Origin of the sequence: Pararhodobacter aggregans, from assembly GCF_003075525.1 — a bacterium.
Taxonomy (GTDB): Bacteria; Pseudomonadota; Alphaproteobacteria; order Rhodobacterales; family Rhodobacteraceae; genus Pararhodobacter; species Pararhodobacter aggregans.
The window spans coordinates 250,995-270,522 of record NZ_QDDR01000001.1 but is presented as its reverse complement, the minus strand read 5'-3'; the positions used below and the strand labels follow the sequence as shown (position 1 = coordinate 270,522).

Annotated in this window: 23 protein-coding genes and 1 pseudogene; 5 read left to right on the top strand and 19 right to left on the bottom strand. The window is 69.3% G+C overall.

Annotated elements, in window-relative coordinates; all coding sequences use genetic code 11:
- Nucleotides 1-13: 13 nt before the first annotated feature.
- The 15 genes and pseudogenes from DDE23_RS01360 to fabF all read right to left on the bottom strand — a co-directional run bounded on the left by DDE23_RS01360 (nucleotide 14) and on the right by fabF (nucleotide 10,904).
- Nucleotides 14-634: a phage tail tape measure protein gene (locus tag DDE23_RS01360; protein ID WP_107750209.1), complete on the bottom strand. Its 621-nt coding sequence runs from the start codon at nucleotides 632-634 to the stop codon at nucleotides 14-16.
- Nucleotides 531-866 (bottom strand): rcc01693 family protein, encoded by a 336-nt coding sequence (locus tag DDE23_RS25840; protein WP_192883703.1) that lies wholly within the window; start codon nucleotides 864-866, stop codon nucleotides 531-533. The genes DDE23_RS01360 and DDE23_RS25840 overlap by 104 nt, the downstream gene beginning before the upstream one ends.
- Nucleotides 863-1,186, bottom strand: a complete 324-nt coding sequence (locus DDE23_RS01350; RefSeq protein ID WP_107749585.1) for a gene transfer agent family protein — start codon at nucleotides 1,184-1,186, stop codon at nucleotides 863-865. The genes DDE23_RS25840 and DDE23_RS01350 overlap by 4 nt, the downstream gene beginning before the upstream one ends.
- Before the next feature lie 92 nt (nucleotides 1,187-1,278).
- A pseudogene (locus DDE23_RS01345) lies at nucleotides 1,279-1,683 on the bottom strand (phage major tail protein, TP901-1 family); the annotation flags it as partial.
- A gap of 24 nt (nucleotides 1,684-1,707) precedes the next feature.
- A complete protein-coding gene (locus DDE23_RS01340) occupies nucleotides 1,708-2,115 on the bottom strand; it encodes a DUF3168 domain-containing protein (protein WP_107749583.1) in 408 nt (135 codons plus the stop codon).
- The gene (locus DDE23_RS01335; protein WP_107749582.1) at nucleotides 2,112-2,447 is read right to left on the bottom strand and encodes a head-tail adaptor protein; all 336 of its coding nucleotides are present in this window, start codon (nucleotides 2,445-2,447) and stop codon (nucleotides 2,112-2,114) included. The genes DDE23_RS01340 and DDE23_RS01335 overlap by 4 nt, the downstream gene beginning before the upstream one ends.
- Complete coding sequence (locus DDE23_RS01330; RefSeq protein ID WP_107749581.1) at nucleotides 2,447-3,046, bottom strand: head-tail connector protein; 600 nt, start codon at nucleotides 3,044-3,046, stop codon at nucleotides 2,447-2,449. The genes DDE23_RS01335 and DDE23_RS01330 overlap by 1 nt, the downstream gene beginning before the upstream one ends.
- Nucleotides 3,047-3,219: 173 nt before the next feature.
- On the bottom strand, nucleotides 3,220-4,431 hold the full coding sequence (locus DDE23_RS01325; RefSeq protein WP_107749580.1) for a phage major capsid protein: 1,212 nt from the start codon (nucleotides 4,429-4,431) through the stop codon (nucleotides 3,220-3,222).
- A 91-nt stretch (nucleotides 4,432-4,522) separates the two neighbouring features.
- Nucleotides 4,523-5,059 (bottom strand): HK97 family phage prohead protease, encoded by a 537-nt coding sequence (locus DDE23_RS01320; RefSeq protein WP_107749579.1) that lies wholly within the window; start codon nucleotides 5,057-5,059, stop codon nucleotides 4,523-4,525.
- A gap of 9 nt (nucleotides 5,060-5,068) precedes the next feature.
- On the bottom strand, nucleotides 5,069-5,317 hold the full coding sequence (locus tag DDE23_RS01315; protein ID WP_107749578.1) for a GTA head formation protein, RCAP_rcc01685 family: 249 nt from the start codon (nucleotides 5,315-5,317) through the stop codon (nucleotides 5,069-5,071).
- A 14-nt stretch (nucleotides 5,318-5,331) separates the two neighbouring features.
- On the bottom strand, nucleotides 5,332-6,540 hold the full coding sequence (locus tag DDE23_RS01310) for a phage portal protein (RefSeq protein ID WP_107749577.1): 1,209 nt from the start codon (nucleotides 6,538-6,540) through the stop codon (nucleotides 5,332-5,334).
- A 169-nt stretch (nucleotides 6,541-6,709) separates the two neighbouring features.
- Entirely contained in the window at nucleotides 6,710-8,011 is a 1,302-nt protein-coding gene (locus DDE23_RS01305; protein WP_337589821.1) for a DNA-packaging protein, read from the bottom strand.
- Nucleotides 7,980-8,324 (bottom strand): hypothetical protein, encoded by a 345-nt coding sequence (locus DDE23_RS24830; RefSeq protein WP_133239509.1) that lies wholly within the window; start codon nucleotides 8,322-8,324, stop codon nucleotides 7,980-7,982. The genes DDE23_RS01305 and DDE23_RS24830 overlap by 32 nt, the downstream gene beginning before the upstream one ends.
- A gap of 166 nt (nucleotides 8,325-8,490) precedes the next feature.
- Complete coding sequence (mltG, locus tag DDE23_RS01300; protein WP_107749576.1) at nucleotides 8,491-9,642, bottom strand: endolytic transglycosylase MltG; 1,152 nt, start codon at nucleotides 9,640-9,642, stop codon at nucleotides 8,491-8,493.
- Nucleotides 9,642-10,904: a beta-ketoacyl-ACP synthase II gene (gene fabF / locus DDE23_RS01295; RefSeq protein WP_107749575.1), complete on the bottom strand. Its 1,263-nt coding sequence runs from the start codon at nucleotides 10,902-10,904 to the stop codon at nucleotides 9,642-9,644. Before fabF ends, mltG begins: the two co-directional genes overlap by 1 nt.
- A 273-nt stretch (nucleotides 10,905-11,177) precedes the next feature.
- Here fabF and fabG point away from each other — a divergent pair, with 273 nt between their 5' ends.
- Complete coding sequence (fabG, locus tag DDE23_RS01290) at nucleotides 11,178-11,915, top strand: 3-oxoacyl-[acyl-carrier-protein] reductase (RefSeq protein ID WP_107749574.1); 738 nt, start codon at nucleotides 11,178-11,180, stop codon at nucleotides 11,913-11,915.
- A 10-nt stretch (nucleotides 11,916-11,925) separates the two neighbouring features.
- On the opposite strand, the gene DDE23_RS01285 is transcribed toward fabG, so the two are convergent.
- Nucleotides 11,926-12,357, bottom strand: coding sequence for an ABA4-like family protein (locus DDE23_RS01285; RefSeq protein ID WP_202863195.1), 432 nt, complete (start codon nucleotides 12,355-12,357; stop codon nucleotides 11,926-11,928).
- 236 nt (nucleotides 12,358-12,593) lie between these two features.
- On the opposite strand from DDE23_RS01285, the gene DDE23_RS01280 reads away from it, so the two are divergent.
- From DDE23_RS01280 to DDE23_RS01270, 3 genes are all read left to right on the top strand, one after another.
- Nucleotides 12,594-12,827 carry an acyl carrier protein gene (locus DDE23_RS01280; RefSeq protein WP_068304285.1) on the top strand — a complete coding sequence of 78 codons (234 nt, stop codon included), beginning with the start codon at nucleotides 12,594-12,596 and terminating at the stop codon, nucleotides 12,825-12,827.
- A 103-nt stretch (nucleotides 12,828-12,930) separates the two neighbouring features.
- Nucleotides 12,931-13,821: a lysophospholipid acyltransferase family protein gene (locus tag DDE23_RS01275; protein WP_107749572.1), complete on the top strand. Its 891-nt coding sequence runs from the start codon at nucleotides 12,931-12,933 to the stop codon at nucleotides 13,819-13,821.
- A gap of 50 nt (nucleotides 13,822-13,871) precedes the next feature.
- A complete protein-coding gene (locus DDE23_RS01270; protein ID WP_107749571.1) occupies nucleotides 13,872-14,789 on the top strand; it encodes a lysophospholipid acyltransferase family protein in 918 nt (305 codons plus the stop codon).
- Nucleotides 14,790-14,793: 4 nt separating this feature from the next.
- On the opposite strand, the gene DDE23_RS25380 is transcribed toward DDE23_RS01270, so the two are convergent.
- Entirely contained in the window at nucleotides 14,794-15,798 is a 1,005-nt protein-coding gene (locus tag DDE23_RS25380) for a DUF1223 domain-containing protein (protein WP_116548226.1), read from the bottom strand.
- A 337-nt stretch (nucleotides 15,799-16,135) separates the two neighbouring features.
- On the opposite strand from DDE23_RS25380, the gene acnA reads away from it, so the two are divergent.
- The gene (gene acnA / locus DDE23_RS01260) at nucleotides 16,136-18,886 is read left to right on the top strand and encodes an aconitate hydratase AcnA (RefSeq protein ID WP_107749570.1); all 2,751 of its coding nucleotides are present in this window, start codon (nucleotides 16,136-16,138) and stop codon (nucleotides 18,884-18,886) included.
- Nucleotides 18,887-18,942: 56 nt separating this feature from the next.
- On the opposite strand, the gene DDE23_RS01255 is transcribed toward acnA, so the two are convergent.
- Nucleotides 18,943-19,233 carry a CcdB family protein gene (locus tag DDE23_RS01255; protein ID WP_107749569.1) on the bottom strand — a complete coding sequence of 97 codons (291 nt, stop codon included), beginning with the start codon at nucleotides 19,231-19,233 and terminating at the stop codon, nucleotides 18,943-18,945.
- On the bottom strand, nucleotides 19,221-19,475 hold the full coding sequence (locus tag DDE23_RS01250) for a type II toxin-antitoxin system CcdA family antitoxin (RefSeq protein WP_107749568.1): 255 nt from the start codon (nucleotides 19,473-19,475) through the stop codon (nucleotides 19,221-19,223). Before DDE23_RS01250 ends, DDE23_RS01255 begins: the two co-directional genes overlap by 13 nt.
- Nucleotides 19,476-19,528: the final 53 nt, after the last annotated feature.

Below are 19,528 nucleotides of genomic sequence, written 5' to 3'. Positions count from 1 at the left end.
TCGGTGTCCCCGCTCAATAATTGCGCTGACCCTGGGCCAGCAGGCGCTGCATCTGCGCGGCGATCTGGCTCTGGCTGCGCTGGAATCCGGCGACATCGGGGGTGGTCACGTTGATGACCACGCTGGTGGCCCGCCCGCCCGCGCCGCGCACCCCCAGCCTGCCGTCCGCGCCGCGGGCCAGCGGCAGGATCGCCTCGGGCCCGGCCTCGCCCATCAGGCCGGAGCCGCCCCGCATCGAAAAGGCGACGGGCGAGGAGACGATGCCGCCCTGCGCGAAGGGCATGACCCGGCCCTGGCTGAAGGACGCGCCATTGGCGAAGGGCAGCAGGCTGTTGGCCAGCCCGCCGATCGCCGAGGACAGCGCGCCGCCCAGCGCCGATTGCACCGGGCGCATGGCCGCGGAATAGATCGCCTCGCTGATCGACCGGCCGAGGCCGCGCATCGCGTCGGACAACCGCTGGCCGTCGAAAACCACGCCGTCAAAGGCCCGCCTCAGCCCCGATCCCAAGGACCGCGACAGGCCGGCCATCTCACGGTTCGTCTCGATCAGGTTGCGCCCCATGTCGCCGAGACCGGAATCGAAGGCCGCCACCTGGTCCGAGGTCGCGCCGATCTGCGCCTCCAGCTCGGCCAGCTGCGCGTTCAGTTCCTCCAGCGTCGCCATTCTCCGCTCCCTTCCTTCCCTGATCCGGGAAGCGCTTGAGCAAGGCGTCGAGCCTTGCGCGGGTGAAACCCGGCCGGGCCGCCTCGTCGCGGCCCAGCATCATCATCAGTTCGGCCGGGGTGAGGGCCCAGAACTCGGCGGGCCTGAGCCCCAGCCCATGCAGTCCCGCCCGCATCAGCCCCGGCCAGTCGAGCCCCCTCACCCCGCGGCCCCCGCCGGGTTGAAGGCCCGCGCCAGCAACAGGCCCGCGACGCGCGCGGCCTCGACCGCCCCGCCCTCGATCTCGGCGCCGAGCAGGGCCGAGGCGGGCAGCGGATGCCCCCCGCCGTGCAGCCCCGCCAACAGGAGCGCCATCACGTCGCGGGCCCGGAAGCCGCCGGTCTCGAACCGTTCGACCAGCGCCACCAGCGACTCGGCGCCCAGCGCCTCTTCCAGTTCCGCCAGCGCCCCCAGCGTCAGCTTCAGCACCCGCCGCTCGCCATCGAGGACCAGCGCCACTTCCCCGGCCATGGGATTGACCATCAGACCGGCTCACCAGGATCGGGCATTTCCGGCGGCTGGTCGCCGCCGTCGCCCATGTAATCCTCGGGATCGGGGGCGAGCGGCGTCGCCACCACGAAGTCGAGCGCGCCGGCCGAGGCCATCGACATCTCGAACGTGGCCTCGCCGTTGTAGCTGCCCGCGTATTCGATGGCGGTGATCTGGAACGGCCCCTCGACGGTGCCGAAATCCGGGATCACCACCTGAAACTCGGGGATCTCGCCGTTGAAGAAGACCGCGCGGGCCCGTTCATCCGTCGCCTCGTCCCGGAACACGCCCGAGCCCGAGATCGACGCCGCCTTGACCCCTGCCCCCGCCAGCAGCTCGCGCCAGCCACCCAGACTGTCGAGGCTGGTCACATCGACCGTCTCGGCGTTGAAGCTGATCCGCGTGGCGCGAAGGCCCGCGATGGTCTCGAACAGACCGGCGCCGGTCATGTCCATCTTGATCAGAAGATCCTTGCCGCTTTGCACAGCCATCCCGGCCACTCCTTTGAAAGATTGTCAGATCTCGATCCGCACCCGGAAGCGCAGGTCGATGCGGCGGAAGGCGTTGCCCTCGGCCCGGCGGGCCTGCGCCTGGTGGAACCAGATCGCCACGACCCGGCCGGTGGCCAGCGCGGGCTGCGTGCCGGGCAGGATCGCGGCGATCCGGGCGGCGGCGGCCTTGGCGGTGGCGAAACCGCTCGCATCCGAGACGACCTGCACCAGCAGGCGATGTTCGGCGCCCGCGCCGGTCCCGTCCGAGCGGTCGATCGCCTCTTCCTCGCCGATCACGCCATAGGTGCCCTGCGGCGTGCCGGGCGGCGGCGCATCGAAGATGCCGCCCGGCAGAAGCCCGGCGAGCGTCGCGTCGCCCGTGAGCAGGTCATAGAGCGCGACCTGCAGCGCGGCGGTGGCCTGATAGCTCATGCCGGAACCTCCTCACGCGCGTGGCAGACCAGCCAGGCGCCTGCCGCATCGGCCTCGCTGACGGCGAGGATGGTGAAGATGCGCGCGCCCTCGGTCAGGCGCTGGCCGGGACGGGGGCGCTGCGGGCTGCCCTGGGGGGCGGCGCGCAGGAAGATGCGGAACAGCATCCGTCCCTCGGGTGCGATGAGCCCCCGGCGTTCGGAGCCCGCGCCCGCACGCAGCTCGCACCACAGCGTGCCCAGCGCGGACCAGGTGGTCGTGTAGCCGCCCGCCCCGTCGGGGGTGGCGAGCGCCTCTTCCAGCGCCATCGGCCGGGTCGGGGCATAGGCCATCAGCGATGCCCCCCGGCCGTCACCCTGAGCGCCATCCACCGCGCCAGCAGCGCCGCCACCGGTCCGGGGATCGGCTCGACCCCCGTGCCGCCCGCGATGCGGCTGTCATAGAATCGCGCGGCCAGCAGCAGCACCGCCTGACGCAGATCGTCGGGCACCGCGTCCCAGCCCGCGCCGAAACCGGCGGTGAAATCGACCTCGACCCGGCCGTTCGCGGGCACCCCCGGCAGCACCGCCCCGGTGGCCAGCAGCACCGGGCGGTGGGTGTCGACCGCCAGCCGCCAGCCGCCCGGATCGGCGGTTTCCGCGCCGCCCCCGGCATCGACCAGCCGGACCGCGGTCACGACCGAGACCGGCGCGACCGGCAGGGCCTGCACATCCGGCCAGCGCCAGCGCGGCAGGATCAGGCGGAAATCGCGCGCGATCAGCACCTTGCCGGTCCGCGCCTCGATGGCGGCGATGGCGGCGCGCAGATACTGGATCAGCAGCGCATCGCCCGTGGTCTCGTCGGCAAAGCCGGTGCCCAGCCGCAGATGCGCCCGGAAGGCTGCAACCGGCAGGACGCCATCCGCGACGATGCTGGTCTCTATCAGGTCCATGCTTGCCTCCTGAAATCCCTGTTCCGGTTGATCGGCGCAGACGCGCCCCCGCAGCGCTCGCACGGAGGGGGAGCAGCCGGACGATGCGGGGTGTCGGCCTTCTGCCGTCCCCGCGCGTCTGCGCCGCCATCGGCCCGGCCCCGGAACCCGGGACCGGGCCAATCCCGCGCCGCTTACGAGGCGGCGAACTTCAGGAGCTTGATCGCCGAGAAGTCGGTCACATCACCGCCCACGCGCTTGGTCGCGTAGAACAGGACATGCGGCTTGGCGCTGAAGGGATCGCGCAGGACGCGCAGATCCGGGCGCTCGGCGATGGTGTAGCCCGCGCGGAAATCGCCGAAGGCCACGGCATGGGCATTCGCCGCAATGTCGGGCATGTCCTCGGCGATCAGCACCGGGTAGCCCATCAGCCGCGCCGGTTCCCCCGCCGCCAGCCCGTCCGACCACAGGAAGCGGCCGTCCGCGTCCTTCATCTTGCGCACGGCGCCCGCGGTCTTCGAGTTCATCACGAAGACCGCGTTGGCGCGGTAGCCCGCATCCAGCGCATAGACCAGATCGACGATGGCATCGGCCGGGTTGGTGGCGGCGAAATCGCCCGCCGCGCCGGTCGCGACATAGCCCAGCTCGCCCCAGGTCTCGGTCCCGTTGGCCACGATGTCGTGGTCCAGGAACCCACGCGGCTGGTCGGTGCCGCTGCCGCCGATGAAGGCCGCGGCCTCGGCCCGGGCGAATTTCGTGGCGATGCGCTCGGCCAGCCAGCCCTCGACGTCAAAGGCGCTGTCTTCCAGCAGCCGTTGCGAGGCCTTGGGCATCGCCGACAGCTCGTGCAGCTTGATCGAGATGCGGTCGATGGCCGCGGTCCCGGTCTCGGTCAGGGTCGAGGCCTCGTTCTCCCAGCCCGAGCCCACGTCACCGTGGTCGACGAGCACGTCGAACGAGCCCGCCTCGACCTGCACGACATTGGCGATGGCCCGGATCGAGGCCGCGGCGTCCAGCACCGCGTGGATCCGGTCCGAGGTCTGCGGATCGACCAGATAGCCGCCCTCGGCATTGACCGAGGTGATGAGGCCCTTGCCCTCCAGCGTCAGGCCGCGCAGCCCGTCGTCGTCGCCCTGACGCAGATAGGCGTCGAAGGCCTTCAGATGCAGGCCCTCGCCCGCGTCGGCCTGCGCCAGCACCGGGCGCGCCGTCTTGGTGGTGAATTTGCGGTCCAGCATGGTCAGTCGCTCGTCCTGTTCTTTGAGATTGCCCATCACATCGGCGCGGAAGGTCTTGATCTCGGTCACGAACCCATCCAGCGCCGCCCTCAGCACAGCCGCCTCGTCACCGGGCGCCGCGCTCTTTTCCTCGCCCGCGCGAAGCCGGCCGGGAAACTCGCTCGTCATCGCATCCATCCTTTCATGGTTGCCCTTGCACGGGCTCCCGACAGGCAACCCGCCCCAACGCGCCGGGCCCCTGACCCCGCGCATGGTTCCGTCAGTGGCCGCCGAGCGCGGCCCGCGCCGCCTGAAGGCCCTGCGCGAGGTCCAGCAGCAGCCCGCCCGACTTGGCCGAGGCCCGGGCGATGGGCAGCATCGGGAAGGTCACCAGCGACACTTCCCACAGCTCCAGCTCGATCAGCTTGCGCCCGCCCTCGGGCAGCTTTTCCGCGCGGATCGTGCGGTAGCCGATGCTCAGCCCGTCCACCGCCCCCGCCGCCATCAGCGCCGCCGCCTCGCGCCCCTTCTCGACCTCGGTCAGCAGGCGCCCCTTGACGCGCAGCCCCTGCGCGTCCTCGACCACCTCGTCCCAGACACCGATCGGCTGGCCCTGGTCGTGCTGCCAGAGCATCCGCACCCGGCCTCCCGACGCCGCCATCCGCGCGAGCGAGGCGGCATAGGCGCCCGGCATGACCACATCGCCGCCCCGGTCGCGCACCCCGAAGACCGAGGCATAGCCCGCGATCACCGCGCCCTCGCCCAGCACCACGCCGGGCGCCCCCGGCGGGTGGAATTTCGTCTCAAGACCCTGCATGAACTCTCCTCAGAACTGCGTCGCCAGAAAGGCCAGCGCGCCATGCACCACCACGCCCGAGGCGACGCCATAGACCGCCAGCCACAGGCGTTTCTCCAGCCGCTCAAGCGTCTCCTCGATCCGGGACAGCCGGAACTCGAGGCCGGCGCGGCGTTCCTCGTCCACGCGCTCCTGCGCGTCGATCCGGGCCTGGGCGAGGTCGAAACTGTCGTAGAGAAAGCGCGATCCGCCGATCGTCTTGCGCTGGGGGCTGGCCATCGCCGCGGCCCCCCTCATTCCGACCGGGGCGGCAGGCCCAGCATGGCGCGCTTCTCGGCCTCGGTCAGGAAATCGGCCTCGGTCACGCGGCGCCAGACCGCCTCGCGCTCGGCCGCCAGCGCCGGCACCTGGTCGAGGTCGGGGCGCAGCTGCAATTCGGCCCCCAGATAGCCCGAGAGCCAATGCGCCAGCGCCGCGCTGACCTTGGCCGCCAGCGGCAGCACCGTCAGCCGGTAGAAGCCGCGGTTGGCCTCCTGGTAATTGGCATAGGTCGCGTCGCCCGGGATCCCCAGCAGCATGGGCGGCACGCCGAAGGCCAGCGCGATCTCGCGCGCGGCGGCCTCCTTGGTCTGGTGGAATTCCATGTCGGAGGGGGAAAAGCCCATCGGCTTCCAGTCGAGCCCGCCCTCCAGCAGCATCGGCCGCCCGGCGTTGCGCGCGCCCTGATGGTGCATCTCCATCTCTGCCTGCAACCGCTCGAACTGGTCGTTCGACATCTGCCCCTGCCCGTCCGCGCCCCTGTAGACGATGGCGCCCGAGGGCCGCGCGGCGTTGTCCAGCAGCGCCTTCGACCAGCGCGACGCGCTGTTGTGCACATCGACCGCGGTCGCCGCCGCCTCGATGGGCGACAGGCCGTAATGGTCGTCCAGCGGATGGAAGGCGCGAACATGGCAGATCGGCGCCGCGCCCTCGGTCATCTGGAACCGATGTTTGCGACCGTTCACCGCATAATCGTAGCCCGCGGGCCAGCCATCCGGCCCCGGCACCACCGACATCCGGTCCGAGCGCAGAACATGCAGCTCGCCCGGCACCCCGCCCTCGGGCGTGGCCACCGCCTCGACATAGGCGTTCCCCGAGAGCAGCAGCTGCGCATAGACCGCCTCCAGAAACTCGGCCCGCCCCTGCGCCGGGTTCGGCCGCCCCAGCAGGGACAACAGCGGATGCGCGTCATAACGCTGGGCGCTGTCCTGCAGCACCAGCGGCAGCGCCGCCGCGGCCTCGGAAATCATCCGCACCACCCGAAAGCCGACCGGATTGCCCTGAAACCCGGCCCGGGTCAGCGATACGCTGTCGCGCGCCGTCCAGCGCAGCTGGCTGGCCGGTTGCAGCGCCGCGATCTTGCCGAAGCCACCCGAGGGCGCGCCCGCCGTCAGCGGCCCCACGGCCGAGGCCTTGGCCTCGGGCGCGGTATCGGCGACGGGCTTGCGAAAGATGTCGAACATGGCTCTGCCTCCGTTGTCGCGCGGGGCGGGACGAACCCGGCGCCGCGGCCTTGAGACGGGTTATCGCGGGGAAATCCGAACATCGGCTGGAGCCACCGTGCGCTGCCCCGGAGCGCGCGCAACGGCCAGAAAAAGGGGGGCCCGAAGCCCCCCCCTCACAGCACACGCCTTACAGCACCCGGGCGCGCGGGCTTCGATGCGAGCGCGCCGGGCCCAGAATCAGCTCGTGCAGGGCCCAGACCAGGGCGTCCACCCGGTCGGGACTGCCCGTCCCCTTGAAGCCCTGGGCCGTCATCAGCGCCATCTGTTCCTCCAGCGCGCCGAGGCCCGGCAGATGCGCGACCCGCCCCTGTTCGTAAAGCGCGGCGGCGGGTTCGGCCCGGGCACCCTTGCCCTTGACCGCATGCGCCGCCGTCACCGGCACCAGCGGATCCACCTGACGCAGCACCTCGGCCACCAGATTGCCGCCCTGATTGACCTCGGCCACCAGCCGCTCGGCCCCGTGACGCTGCATCGCCGCGATGGCGGCCCGCGCCCAGTCGGTGGGGCTGGCGGCCCTAAGGCTCGCGTCCTCCAGCACCACCGCCCGCCAGTCGCTGACCGGACCCTCCGTCACCGCGCCGACCACGACGATCCCGCACAGGTCCGAGCCTGCGTGCCCGCTCACCGCCGGATCGACCGCCACCACCACCCGGCTGAACGCCGGCACCGCGCGCGTCCGGCAGCGCTCGATCAGTGCCTGCGGGAAAAGCGAGCCCTCGACATCCTCCAGAAGCAGCCCCTCCAGCTCCTGCCGACCCAGCCGCGAGCCGCCATAGCGCTCCTCGACCTCGCGCAGGAACGAGGCGGCGAGGAAGGCGCGGTTGGCCTGCGTCGGCGCCCGGCTGACCACGGTCGAGGGCAGCGCCAGGACCCGCCTGAGCACCCCCTCGGCCCGGGGCGTCGTCGTCACCACGCAGCGCGGATCCTCACCCAGCCTGAGCGCGAATTGCAGCTGGTCCCAGGCGGCGTCGGATTTCTTCCACTTGCCCAGCTCGTCGGCCCAGGCCGCGTCGAACTGCGGGCCCCGCAACGCCTCGGGCGCATGGGCGGAGAACGCTTGCGCCACCGCGCCGTTGGGCCAGACGAGGCGCTTCCTCGTCGCTTCCCAGACCGGGCGGCGGTCGGGGGGCGAACAGGCCAGGATCCCGCTTTCACCGAAAACCATCACCTCGCGCACCTGATCCAGCGTTTCGCCCACCAGGGCCACACGGGCCGCGCGGCCCGGGTCGCGCGGCCCCGCCCCCTCGACCTGCAGGCGCACCCATTCGGCCCCGGCCCGGGTCTTGCCCGCACCGCGACCGCCCATGATGACCCAGTTGCGCCAATTGCCGCCCGGCGCCTTCTGATGCGGCAGCGCCCAGAAATCCCACAGCCAGGGCAGCGCCAGCAGCGCCTGGTCACTCAGGCCGTTCAGGAAATCCTCCCGCACCTGCTGCGGCGCGCAGGCGATCCATTCGGCATCGCACCTCGGCCCCTGCGGCGGCGAGATCCAGCTCTCCGGCTCGCTGTCCGCCACCCTCTTCAAGTTTCTCGAGTTTCGCCCGTTCACTGAACACCGCCTCCAATGCCTTGCGCAACGAGGACACGGTCGCCGCCCATTCGCGCGACGCCGTCATATCCCCGGCCCTGATGCTCTCGATGGCGGCGTCGAGCTCGGCTCCATAGGCCGCCAGTTGCCGTTCCGCCTGCGCCACCAGATGGCGCGGCGGGCTATCCCCCGTTCCGTGGTCTCGTTTCTTCATCGGTTTGCCTGCTGCCTCGCTGCCCCGCGCGATGAGAACGCAAACGGCCCGGGGATGTCCCCGGGCCGAGAGCCGAACTGTGCCAGCATGCCTTTAGCGCTACCATGGACCGCGCCGAAAGTCAATCCGCAACACCTTGGGATGCAACGGAAAACTCGCTAAAACCTTAGTTACCCTGCTGCGCCTCGATCTGCCGCCAGCGGGCCACGTTCTCGTTATGCTCGGCCAGCGTGCGGCCGAAAACATGCCCGCCGGTGCCGTCGGCGACGAAGTACAGATACTCCGTCTCCTCGGGGTTCAGCACCGCCTCGATGGCAGCGCGGCCCGGGTTGGCAATCGGCGTCGGCGGCAGGCCGTCGATGCGATAGGTGTTGTAGGGCGTCGCCGCGTCCAGTTCCGACCGCCTGAGGCCCCGGCCCAGCACGCCCTGCCCGCGGGTGATGCCATAGATCACCGTCGGGTCGGTCTGGAGCCGCATCGGCACACGCAGACGGTTGATGAAGACGCTCGCCACCACGCGGCGCTCCTCGGCGATGCCGGTTTCCTTCTCGACGATCGAGGCCAGCGTCAGCGCCTCTTCGGGCGTGTCGAAAGGCAGCCCCTCGACCCGGTTCTCCCAGGCCTGGGCCAGGAAGGTCTCCTGTGCGCTCTGCATCCGGGCCAGCAACTCGCCCCGGTCCGCCCCGCGCCGCACCTCGTAGCCATCGGGCGCCAGATGCCCCTCCGGCGGGACCTCGTCCACGCTGCCGGACAGGAATTCGGCATTGCCCAGCGCGTTCCAGATCTGCCAGCTGGTCGCGCCTTCGGCCACGACGATGCGGAACCGGGTATCCGGCGCCTCGGCGACGTCGGTGTATTCGGCCGGGAAATCGGTCGTGTCGATGGGCAGGTCCACCGTCTCGGTGAAGCGGCTGGTGGCGGGGTCAAGCTCGCGCACCAGATAGCTCGCCGCGGTCACCCCGATCCTGAGCACCACCTCGGTGCCGCAGGTCGAAGCCCCGCCGCGCGTCACGATATCGAGGATCTGGTCCATCGAGGCCCCGGCCGGCACCAGATAGGACCCGAACCGCAGCTGCCCGTCCCGCCCGTCATATTGCGCGCCGATGCGGAACAGCATCGGGCTGGTCACCGCGCCCTGCTCATCGAGCGAGGTCGCGACATTGCGCAGCGAGGCGCCCTGATCCACCCTGAGACAGATCGCCTGATCCAGCGGCCCCTCCGCCCGGAAGGCGTGCTGACCCATGGCCACCACACCCGCCAGCATGACGAAGCCCACGATGAGCAGCGTCAGCGCGTTCGCCGCGATGTGCTTCCACATCAGTCGCGCACCTTGCCCAGCACCAGGCTTGCATTGGTGCCGCCAAAGCCGAAGGAATTGGACAGCGCCACGTCGATCTTGCGCTGGCGCGCGGCGTTGGGCGCCAGATCCAGCCGCGGCGTGACCGCGGGGTTATCCAGGTTGATGGTCGGCGGCGCCACCTGATCGCGGATCGCCAGCACGCAGAAGATCGCTTCCACCGCGCCCGCCGCCCCCAGCAGGTGGCCGATGGCCGATTTGGTCGAGGACATGGTGGCCTTCTCGGCCGCATCGCCCATCAGCCGCTCGACCGCGCCCAGTTCAATGGTATCGGCCATGGTCGAGGTGCCGTGCGCGTTGATGTAGTCGACATCGGCCGGCGTCAGGCCCGCCCGCTTCAGCGCCGCCGCCATCGAGCGGAAGCCGCCGTCGCCATCCTCGGACGGCGCGGTGATGTGATAGGCGTCGCCCGACAGGCCATAACCCAGCACCTCGCAATAGATCTTCGCGCCGCGGGCCTTGGCGTGCTCGTATTCCTCCAGCACGACGATGCCCGCGCCCTCGCCCATGACGAAGCCGTCGCGGTCCGCGTCATAGGGGCGGCTGGCCTTCTGCGGCTCGTCGCCGCGCTTGGTCGAGAGCGCCTTGCAGGCGTTGAACCCAGCGATGCCGATCTCGCTGATCGGCGCCTCGGCCCCGCCCGCGACCATCACATCCGCGTCGCCCAGCATAATCAGCCGCGCCGCGTCGCCGATGGCATGGGCGCCGGTCGAACAGGCGGTGACCACCGCGTGGTTCGGGCCCTTGAAGCCGTATTTGATCGAGACCTGACCCGAGACGAGGTTGATGAGCGAGCCGGGGATGAAGAAGGGCGAAACGCGCTTCGGCCCCTTTTCCTTGATCAGGATGGCGGTCTCGGCGATCGTCGTCAGCCCTCCGATGCCCGAGCCGATCATCACGCCGGTGCGCTCGCGGTCCTCGTCGGTCTCGGGCTGCCAGCCGGAATCCTCTACCGCCTGGGTCGCGGCGACCAGGCCGTAGAGGATGAAATCGTCGACCTTGCGCCGGTCCTTCGGTGCCATCCAGTCGTCGGGGTTGAAGCTGCCGTCCGAGCCGTCGCCGAACGGGATCTCGCAGGCATAGGTGGTGGACAGGTGGCTCGCGTCGAAACGCGTGATCGGGCCCGCGCCCGATTGTCCGTCCAGAAGCCGCTTCCAGGTCTCCTCGACCCCACAGGCAAGCGGCGTCAGCATACCCAGCCCCGTGACCACGACTCGACGCATCTGCATTCCTCCGTCTTCGGCCTTCGCCGATCCATAGCTTTGCCTTGCCACATACACATTGTTACCGCGCGGGAAAAGAGCGCGGGCGCGTAGCGGCGAACTCCTGCCCGCTGGCGCCAGGACCCGGCGGCTGCTAGAACCGCGCCCAATCGCCGGGCAGACCGCCCCCCGTATCATCCTGCCGGCAAATCGCCGCGGGTGACTTGGCCACCGGCCAGGAGGGGACAGCGCCCCCTGTCCGGTTCCCGCACAGCCTGACCGAAAGGATATCCCATGTTCGACCTCAGCGGCAAACGCGCCCTTGTCACCGGCGCCTCGGGCGGCATCGGTGCCGCCATCGCCCGCGCCCTGCACGGCGCGGGCGCGACCGTCGGCCTTTCCGGCACCCGCGAGGCGCCCTTGCAGGAACTGGCGGCGGAGCTGGGCGAACGGGCCTTCGTGCTGCCCTGCAACCTCGGCGATTCCGAAGCGGTCGAGGCGCTGCCGAAACAGGCGATCGAGGCGATGGGCGGGCTCGACATCCTGGTCAACAACGCCGGCATCACCCGCGACCAGATCTTCATGCGCATGTCGGACGAGGATTGGGCCTCGGTCATCGACGTCAACCTGACCGCCACGATGCGCCTGTGCCGGGCGGTGATGCGGCCGATGATGAAGGCCCGCTGGGGCCGGATCGTCAACATCTCGTCCATCGTCGGCGCCACCGGCAACGCGGGTCAGGTGAACTATGCCGCCTCCAAGGCCGGGATGATCGGCCTGACGAAATCCATCGCCGCCGAGGTCGCCTCGCGCAACATCACCGCCAATGCGGTGGCGCCCGGCTTCATCGCCACGCCGATGACCGACAAGCTGACGGACGACCAGAAAGCCAAGATCAACGGCCAGATCCCCGCGGGCCGCATGGGCACGCCCGAGGAGATCGCGGCGGCGGTCCTTTACCTCGCCTCGCCCGAGGCCGCCTATGTCACCGGCACCACGATCCATGTGAACGGCGGCATGGCGATGCTCTGACCCTTCCGGCTCAGAACGCCATCCCCTTCCCCGCGATCAGGCGGCGCAGCACATGCGCCGCCAGCCCCAGCGGCCCGAAGACCAGGGTCAGCAGCAGGACCGGCACCGTTCCGGCATGACCGAATCCCTGCGCCCTTGCGTCCCGCGCGATCCAGGCGCCGACGAACAGGTCGAAGACCAGGAAATGTGCCCATCCGGTCAGCGCCCCCACCGGATGCGACATCAGCGCCATGATGCCCGCCAGCGACCCCATCCCCGCGCCCTCGGCCGCCTGGCCAAAGACCACGCCCGCGGTCAGGAACACGGCATAGACCGCGCCCATCAGCAACGGAATCAGCCCCGAATGCACCAGCCGCCGGGTCGCTTTCGCCTCGGGCAGCAGGATCAGCATCAGCCATGCCGGCAGCACTGGCAGATGGATAACAAGGTAAAGGTTTGCCATGATTTCCTGTCTGTTGTGGCCCGAACACGCCCCCCGGGCGGCAACACCCTAGGGCCCGGCGCCGGGACGGGAAAGCGTTTGCCTCGTGGCGCGCTTGTGCTATAGGCGGCGCTGATTGAGCCGGGGCCTGCCCGTGCTGGTCCGGTTTGGCGCCCTCGCAAGGGCGTGGCCGTTACAGCTTGCGAGAGCCAATTCAACACTGGGCGGGTTCCGCCAGAGGGAAACGAGGACTGAACATGAGCGACATCGCTGATCGCGTGAAGAAGATTGTGGTCGAGCATCTCGGCGTCGAAGAAGACAAGATCACCGAGAACGCCTCGTTCATCGACGATCTGGGCGCCGACTCGCTGGACACCGTCGAGCTGGTCATGGCCTTCGAGGAAGAATTCGGGATCGAGATCCCCGATGACGCCGCCGAGAACATCCAGACCTTCGGCGACGCGGTGAAGTTCATCAGCGAAGCGGTCTGACCTCCGGGCGGCCCTGCCGCCGGACACGACCTGACAGACCGCGCGGCCGTTCCAGATCCCGGAGTGGCCGCGTTTTCTTTTCGGCTGAGCCCGCATCCCCGTCATGACCACCGACCCTGCCCCGTCGCCCGACGCCCCCGCACCCGAGCGGCCGCGCGACCGCGTGACGCTGGCGCTGGTCTCGGGCCTGATGGCGCTGCCGTTCGGGATCCGGGCGCCGCTGGCGGGCTTCATCGGCCGCACGCTGGGCCGCTTCACCGCGATCCGCCGCCGGGTCACCGAGGCCGTTCACCATTTCCGCCCCGACCTGCCCGAGGCCGAGGTCCGCCGCATCGCCCTGGCGGTGCCCGGCAACCTCGCCCGCATGATCGTCGAGGTCGTCTCGGCCCGGGACATGGCGGCGCTGGCCGCGACGCTGCCCATCGAGGGGCCGGGCCTCGCCGCCCTCGATCAGGCGCAGGCCGAGGGGCGGCCAGTGATCCTCGTCTCGGCGCATTTCGGCAATTATGACGCCTGGCGGCTGGCGCTGATCCATCGCGGCTACACCATCGGCGGCTATTACAAGGAACTGGGCAGCCCGGCGATGAACCGCCGCTATGTCGAGGCCGTCTCGGCCTCGGGCCAGCCGATGTTCCCCGACACCAACGAAGGGCTCCGCAACGTCGTGCGCTTCCTGCGCAAGGGCGGCATGCTGGGGATCCTGATGGATCTGGACCGGCCGAACGGCGTGCTGATCGACTTTCTGGGCAAGCCCACCCGCACCGTGCTGTCGATGGCCGAGATGGCGCTGCGCTATGACGCGCTGCTGGTGCCGGTCTGGGGCATCCGCACCAGGGCCAAGCCCGGTTTTCGGGTGCAGGTCGATGCGCCGATCCCGCCGTCCGACCCCGAGACGATGACCGCCGCCCTCAACCGGGCCTTCGGCGCGCAGGTCATCGCCCATCCCGAGCAATGGGTCTGGTGGCATAACCGCCGCAAGAAGTCCCATCCCTGAGCTGCCCCGCCCGGATGGACAGCGCCGCGGCGGGTGACTAGATAGCGCCCATGACCCGCACGACTGCCGCCCCCCCGGATCCAGCGCCCGCGCGACTCTCGGTTCGTCACTGGATCGACGACCGGCTGACCGCCGCCGTGATCGGCACGGTCAAGCTGCTGCCCTACCACCGCCGCGTGCCCGCCATGGGCTGGTTCTTCCGCCGGGTGCTGGGTCCGCTGGCCCTGAACCGCCGGATCCGCCAGAACCTGCGCCACGTCTTCCCCGACATGCCGGAGGCCGAGGTCAGCGCCATCTGCCACGGCGTCGCCGACAATTTCGGCCGCTCGTTCATCGAGCTGCATTCAGGCCCCGACTTCGCCCGCCGCGCTGCCACGTTCGAGCCCGGCGGCCCGGGGCTTGCCGCGCTTGACCGGGCGCATGCCGAGGGGCGGCCGGTGATCCTGGTGTCCGCGCATTTCGGCAATTACGACGCCTGGCGCTCTAACCTCAGCGCGCGGGGCTTCCGGGTCGGCGGGCTCTACATGCCCATGACCAACCCCGCGGCAAACGCCCGCTATGTGGCGACCATCGAGAGCATCGCCCGCCCGCTCTTTCCGCGCGGGTCCGAAGGGCTGAGCGACATGATCCGCTTCGTGAAATCGGGCGGCATGCTGGGCCTGCTGGGCGACCATTACATGGCGCATGGCGAACTGGTGGATTTCCTGGGAAAACCGGCCTGGACCGCCACCTCGGCCGCCAAGATGGCGCTGAAATACAAGGCGTTGCTGGTGCCGCTCTATGCCACGCGGAACCCGGACGGGCTGACCTTCACCATCGAGGTCGAGGAACCGATCCCCCACACCGACGCGCTGACCATGACGCGGGCGCTGAACGACAGCGCCAGCCGCAAGGTCATGGCGCACAAGGGGCAATGGTTCTGGCTGCACCGGCGCTGGAAACACGCGCCCGAGACGACCGCGGGCTAGGCGCTCAGCGGACCCGCGCCGCGGCGATCACCTCGCCCTGGCCGCTTTCCTGCACCACCACCACCACCGGATCGCTGCCCTCCAGCGGGATGGTCAGGTCCAGCGGCGCCAGCATGTCCCAGCTGCCGATCGGCTGCCAGCTGGTGACGATATTGGCGTAATGCGCGTTCAGACCGGCATTCTCGCCATCGAGGATATCGACCGTCTCGCTGGGCCGGTAGCGGATGATCTGCACCACATAGGGCCCGCTGCCGACCGGTCCCAGCCCGGTGTTGCCCAGCGGCGCGGCGGCCGCGGGCGCCGGAGGGGCGGCGGCGGCATCGGCGGACGGCGCGGCCCCGGCCATCTCGGGGGCGCTGTCAGCGGCGGCGGCTTCCGCCGGGGCCTCGCTTTCGCGGCGCACCATGCTCAGCGTGCCGACCACGGAATTGGTCGCCATCCCCGAGATCGCCGACCGGCGCGAGGCCATGGCGATCTGCGGCGCGGCATCGGCGGTGGGCTCGGCCCGGATCTCGAGCCCGCCCTCGGTGCGGGCGAGATGGAGGCGTACCTCGGGCGGCCGGGCCTGCTGGGCGGCGATGGTGTCCATCACCTCCATCACGCGGAAACCCTCGACGATCTGGGTGCCGTTGATGACGACCTGCGGCGTGTAGATCGTGGAATGGCCGAAGCGGCGGGCATAACGTTGCTGGCGCTCGGTATAGGCGCGGTCGGCAAAGGTATCGGCCCAGCCGATGTAATCCCAGTAATCGACATGCAGGGCCAGGGCGATGACATCCTCGCGCGAGGCGAGATCGATCATCATGTCGTCCGCGGGCGGGCACGAGGCGCAGCCCTGCGCGGTGTAAAGCTCCATCAGGACCGGGGCGTCGGTCACCGATCCGGATTCCTGCGCCCGGACGATTCCCGGCGCCAGCCCCAGCGCCAGCGCCGCCGCCATGCCGACGCCGGCAGCTTGCCCCCGGGCCTGTGACAAGATGCCCGACCGGACCCGTGCCTTCAGCGTCATTCGCCAACTCCTGAAATTCTGCGTCAGTGAACCGGCAAATGGACCCGCGCGCAAGCAGGGGCAACCCGCCCGGGCCTCGGTTACACCAGCTTGTGACAGCGGCGCCACGGCAGCGGCGAGGCTTCGCCACCGCCCGGATGGCGCCGCCGGGGCGGGCAACGCCCCGCTTGCCTGCGCAAAACCCGGGCATCCCCGACCCTGCCGGGGGTCACCGGCGGGTTTCACCGCTTTTTGTGCACAATGGTATACAAAATGCCCCGCCCCCCCTTGATCGGTGGCGCGCGATGAGGCATGAGCAGCGCAGCCAAACCCCTCTTGACCCGAAGGGAGCCTCCCCATGACTGTGATCGTCGGTAAAGATACCGCCAAGACGCGCAAGACGCTGACCGTTGCCGGCCAGTCGATTGCCTATTATTCGATCCCGGCGGCGCAGGCCGCGGGCCTCGGCGACTTCTCGAAACTGCCCGCCTCGCTGAAGGTGGTGCTGGAGAACATGCTGCGCTTCGAGGACGGCGGTTTCACCGTCTCCGTCGAGGACATCAAGGCCTTCGCCGAATGGGGCGCCAAGGGCGGCAAGAACCCGCGCGAGATCGCCTATCGCCCGGCCCGCGTGCTGATGCAGGACTTTACCGGCGTCCCCGCCGTGGTTGACCTCGCCGCCATGCGCGACGGCATCAAGGGCCTCGGCGGCAACGCCCAGAAGATCAACCCGCTGGTGCCCGTTGACCTCGTGATCGACCACTCGGTGATGATCGACGAATTCGGCAACCCGCGCGCCTTCCAGCGCAACGTCGACCTCGAATACGAGCGCAACATGGAGCGCTACGAATTCCTGAAATGGGGTCAGACCGCGTTCGAGAATTTCCGCGTCGTGCCCCCCGGCACCGGCATCTGCCATCAGGTGAACCTCGAATACCTCGCCCAGACCGTCTGGACCGACAAGGACCAGTCGGGCGAGCAGGTCGCCTATCCCGACACCCTCGTCGGCACTGACAGCCACACCACCATGGTCAACGGCATGGCCGTCCTCGGCTGGGGCGTCGGCGGGATCGAGGCCGAGGCCGCGATGCTGGGTCAGCCGGTGTCGATGCTGATCCCCGAGGTCGTCGGCTTCAAGCTGACCGGCCGCATGGTCGAAGGCACCACCGGCACCGACCTGGTGCTGAAGGTCGTGCAGATGCTGCGCAAGCATGGCGTGGTCAACAAGTTCGTGGAATTCTACGGCGAGGGCCTCGACAACCTGCCGCTGGCCCAGCGCGCCACCATCGCCAACATGGCGCCCGAATACGGCGCGACCTGCGGCTTCTTCCCGATCGACGCCGAGACGCTGCGCTACCTCAAGCAGACCGGCCGTGACGAGGCGCGCATCGCCCTGGTCGAGGCCTATGCCAAAGAGAACGGCATGTGGCGCGGCGCCGATTACGCCCCGATCTATTCCTCGACGCTGGAGCTCGACATGAGCACCATCGTGCCCGCCATCTCGGGCCCGAAGCGTCCGCAGGACTACCTGCCGCTGACCGGCGCCTCGTCGGCCTTCACCAAGGTCGTTGCCGATTACCGCGGCCTCGACGTCTCGGAAGCCGCCAAGGACATGGCCGACGAAGGCCCCGTGGCGACGAAACAGGTGGACGTCGCCAAGACCGCGACCGTCGACGGCGAGGACTACACGCTGCGCGACGGCTCGGTGGTGATCGCCTCGATCACCTCCTGCACCAACACCTCGAACCCCTATGTGCTGATCGGCGCGGGCCTCGTCGCCCGCAAGGCCCGCGCGCGGGGCCTGAACCGCAAGCCCTGGGTGAAGACCTCGCTCGCGCCCGGGTCGCAGGTTGTCGAGCAATACCTCAAGGCCGCGAACCTGCAGGAAGACCTCGACGCCGTGGGCTTCAACATCGTCGGCTTCGGCTGCACCACCTGCATCGGCAACTCGGGCCCGCTGCAACCCGAAATCTCGAAGGCGATCAACGAGAACGACCTGATCGCCACGGCGGTCCTCTCGGGCAACCGCAACTTCGAGGGCCGGATCTCGCCCGACGTGCGCGCCAACTACCTGGCCTCGCCGCCGCTGGTCGTGGCCTACGCGCTGGCCGGTGACATGAACATCGACCTGACCACCGAACCGCTGGGCCAGACGCCCGACGGCAAGGACGTCTACCTGAAAGACATCTGGCCGACCGACCAGGAAATCGCCGAGCTGGTGGACCGCGTGGTCACCCGCGAGGCCTTCCTGTCGAAATACGCCGATGTCTTCAAAGGCGACAGCAAGTGGCAGGCGGTGAAGGTCTCGGGCAGCGAAACCTACGACTGGCCCGCGTCCTCGACCTATATCCAGAACCCGCCCTACTTCCGCGGCATGGCGGCCGAGAAAGGTCACATCAACCCGATCACCGATGCCCGCGTGCTGGCGGTGCTGGGCGACATGATCACCACCGACCACATCTCACCCGCAGGCTCGTTCAAGGCCACCACTCCGGCCGGCAAGTACCTGACCGAGCGTCAGGTCGCGGTGAAGGACTTCAACAGCTACGGCTCGCGCCGCGGCAACCACGAAGTGATGATGCGCGGCACCTTCGCCAACATCCGCATCAAGAACGAGATGCTGGACGGCGTCGAGGGCGGCTATACCAAGGGCCCGAACGGCGAGCAGACCTCGATCTACGACGCGGCGATGGAATACCAGGACGCCGGTGTGCCGCTGGTGATCTTCGGCGGCATCGAATACGGCGCCGGTTCCTCGCGCGACTGGGCGGCCAAGGGCACGAACCTCTTGGGCGTCAAGGCCGTGATCGCGGAAAGCTTCGAGCGTATCCACCGCTCGAACCTCGTCGGCATGGGGGTCATCCCCTTCGAGTTCACCGGCGGCGACACCCGCAAGTCGCTGGGCCTGACCGGCGATGAGGTGGTCTCGATCGGCGGCCTCTCGGACGACATCAAGCCGCTCTCGACCGTGCCCTGCACGATCACCATGAAGGACGGCTCGGTGAAGACCATCCAGCTGAAATGCCGGATCGATACCGAGATCGAGGTCGATTACGTCAAGCACGGCGGCGTGCTGCACTACGTGCTGCGCGATCTGGCCAAGAGCTGAGATTTCAGCCTGATCCACAAGAAGGGCCGCGGCATTCGTCGCGGCCCTTATCCGTTTCAGATCCCGGTCAACAGAACGTCGAGCGCGCGGGTTATCCTGTCGGCATGCTCCTCGACCCGACCCGTTCGCCGAACGGCCGCCCTGCTGACCGGCGTGACCAAGCGCGTGGCCAGGATCAGGGAGAGCCCTCGGTAGGGAATGACGGGATTGAGCGTCGTCACCGCTGGATAATTCTCCAGCAACGGGATGACCACGACCGCCGGATCGGGCGGGAGCAATTCGCTCTCCACAACGACCATGGCGATGCCATTCGCCTCGACCACGTCGAACCGGCTCAGGCGCTCCATGTCGCCTTGCCCGGCCCGACCATGATATCGGCCAGCGGATGGCCGTGCGTCCGGTGCCACTCGGCCTGCGCCGCGAAGGCGTCCGCGTTTTCTTCCAGCCACCGCTTGTGACGCGCCTCGGCGACCGCCTGGCGCAGCGCGGCATCGGCGACCGCGGACACGTTCAGATCGAGGTCGCGCGCGTCATCGAGCAACGCCGCGTCGAGCGTGAGGGACGTCTTGCGTTTCGCGGTTGCCGACATGGATACCCTCCCAACGATACCGCATGAATATACCGCACAGCAACCAACCCGAC

What these genes read in the sequence shown, in the direction of transcription:
- DDE23_RS01340 (WP_107749583.1), bottom strand. Translation starts at nt 2,115, where the DNA reads ATGAGCTATCAGGCCACCGCCGCGCTGCAGGTCGCGCTCTATGACCTG.
- DDE23_RS01320 (WP_107749579.1), bottom strand. Translation starts at nt 5,059, where the DNA reads ATGCAGGGTCTTGAGACGAAATTCCACCCGCCGGGGGCGCCCGGCGTG.
- DDE23_RS01330 (WP_107749581.1), bottom strand. Translation starts at nt 3,046, where the DNA reads ATGGACCTGATAGAGACCAGCATCGTCGCGGATGGCGTCCTGCCGGTT.
- fabG (WP_107749574.1), top strand. Translation starts at nt 11,178, where the DNA reads ATGTTCGACCTCAGCGGCAAACGCGCCCTTGTCACCGGCGCCTCGGGC.
- DDE23_RS01325 (WP_107749580.1), bottom strand. Translation starts at nt 4,431, where the DNA reads ATGACGAGCGAGTTTCCCGGCCGGCTTCGCGCGGGCGAGGAAAAGAGC.
- DDE23_RS01275 (WP_107749572.1), top strand. Translation starts at nt 12,931, where the DNA reads ATGACCACCGACCCTGCCCCGTCGCCCGACGCCCCCGCACCCGAGCGG.
- DDE23_RS01285 (WP_202863195.1), bottom strand. Translation starts at nt 12,357, where the DNA reads ATGGCAAACCTTTACCTTGTTATCCATCTGCCAGTGCTGCCGGCATGG.
- DDE23_RS01270 (WP_107749571.1), top strand. Translation starts at nt 13,872, where the DNA reads ATGACCCGCACGACTGCCGCCCCCCCGGATCCAGCGCCCGCGCGACTC.
- mltG (WP_107749576.1), bottom strand. Translation starts at nt 9,642, where the DNA reads ATGTGGAAGCACATCGCGGCGAACGCGCTGACGCTGCTCATCGTGGGC.
- acnA (WP_107749570.1), top strand. Translation starts at nt 16,136, where the DNA reads ATGACTGTGATCGTCGGTAAAGATACCGCCAAGACGCGCAAGACGCTG.
- DDE23_RS01255 (WP_107749569.1), bottom strand. Translation starts at nt 19,233, where the DNA reads ATGGAGCGCCTGAGCCGGTTCGACGTGGTCGAGGCGAATGGCATCGCC.
- DDE23_RS01310 (WP_107749577.1), bottom strand. Translation starts at nt 6,540, where the DNA reads ATGTTCGACATCTTTCGCAAGCCCGTCGCCGATACCGCGCCCGAGGCC.
- DDE23_RS01315 (WP_107749578.1), bottom strand. Translation starts at nt 5,317, where the DNA reads ATGGCCAGCCCCCAGCGCAAGACGATCGGCGGATCGCGCTTTCTCTAC.
- fabF (WP_107749575.1), bottom strand. Translation starts at nt 10,904, where the DNA reads ATGCGTCGAGTCGTGGTCACGGGGCTGGGTATGCTGACGCCGCTTGCC.
- DDE23_RS01250 (WP_107749568.1), bottom strand. Translation starts at nt 19,475, where the DNA reads ATGTCGGCAACCGCGAAACGCAAGACGTCCCTCACGCTCGACGCGGCG.
- DDE23_RS01335 (WP_107749582.1), bottom strand. Translation starts at nt 2,447, where the DNA reads ATGGCCTATGCCCCGACCCGGCCGATGGCGCTGGAAGAGGCGCTCGCC.
- DDE23_RS01350 (WP_107749585.1), bottom strand. Translation starts at nt 1,186, where the DNA reads ATGGTCAATCCCATGGCCGGGGAAGTGGCGCTGGTCCTCGATGGCGAG.
- DDE23_RS25380 (WP_116548226.1), bottom strand. Translation starts at nt 15,798, where the DNA reads ATGACGCTGAAGGCACGGGTCCGGTCGGGCATCTTGTCACAGGCCCGG.
- DDE23_RS01280 (WP_068304285.1), top strand. Translation starts at nt 12,594, where the DNA reads ATGAGCGACATCGCTGATCGCGTGAAGAAGATTGTGGTCGAGCATCTC.
- DDE23_RS24830 (WP_133239509.1), bottom strand. Translation starts at nt 8,324, where the DNA reads ATGAAGAAACGAGACCACGGAACGGGGGATAGCCCGCCGCGCCATCTG.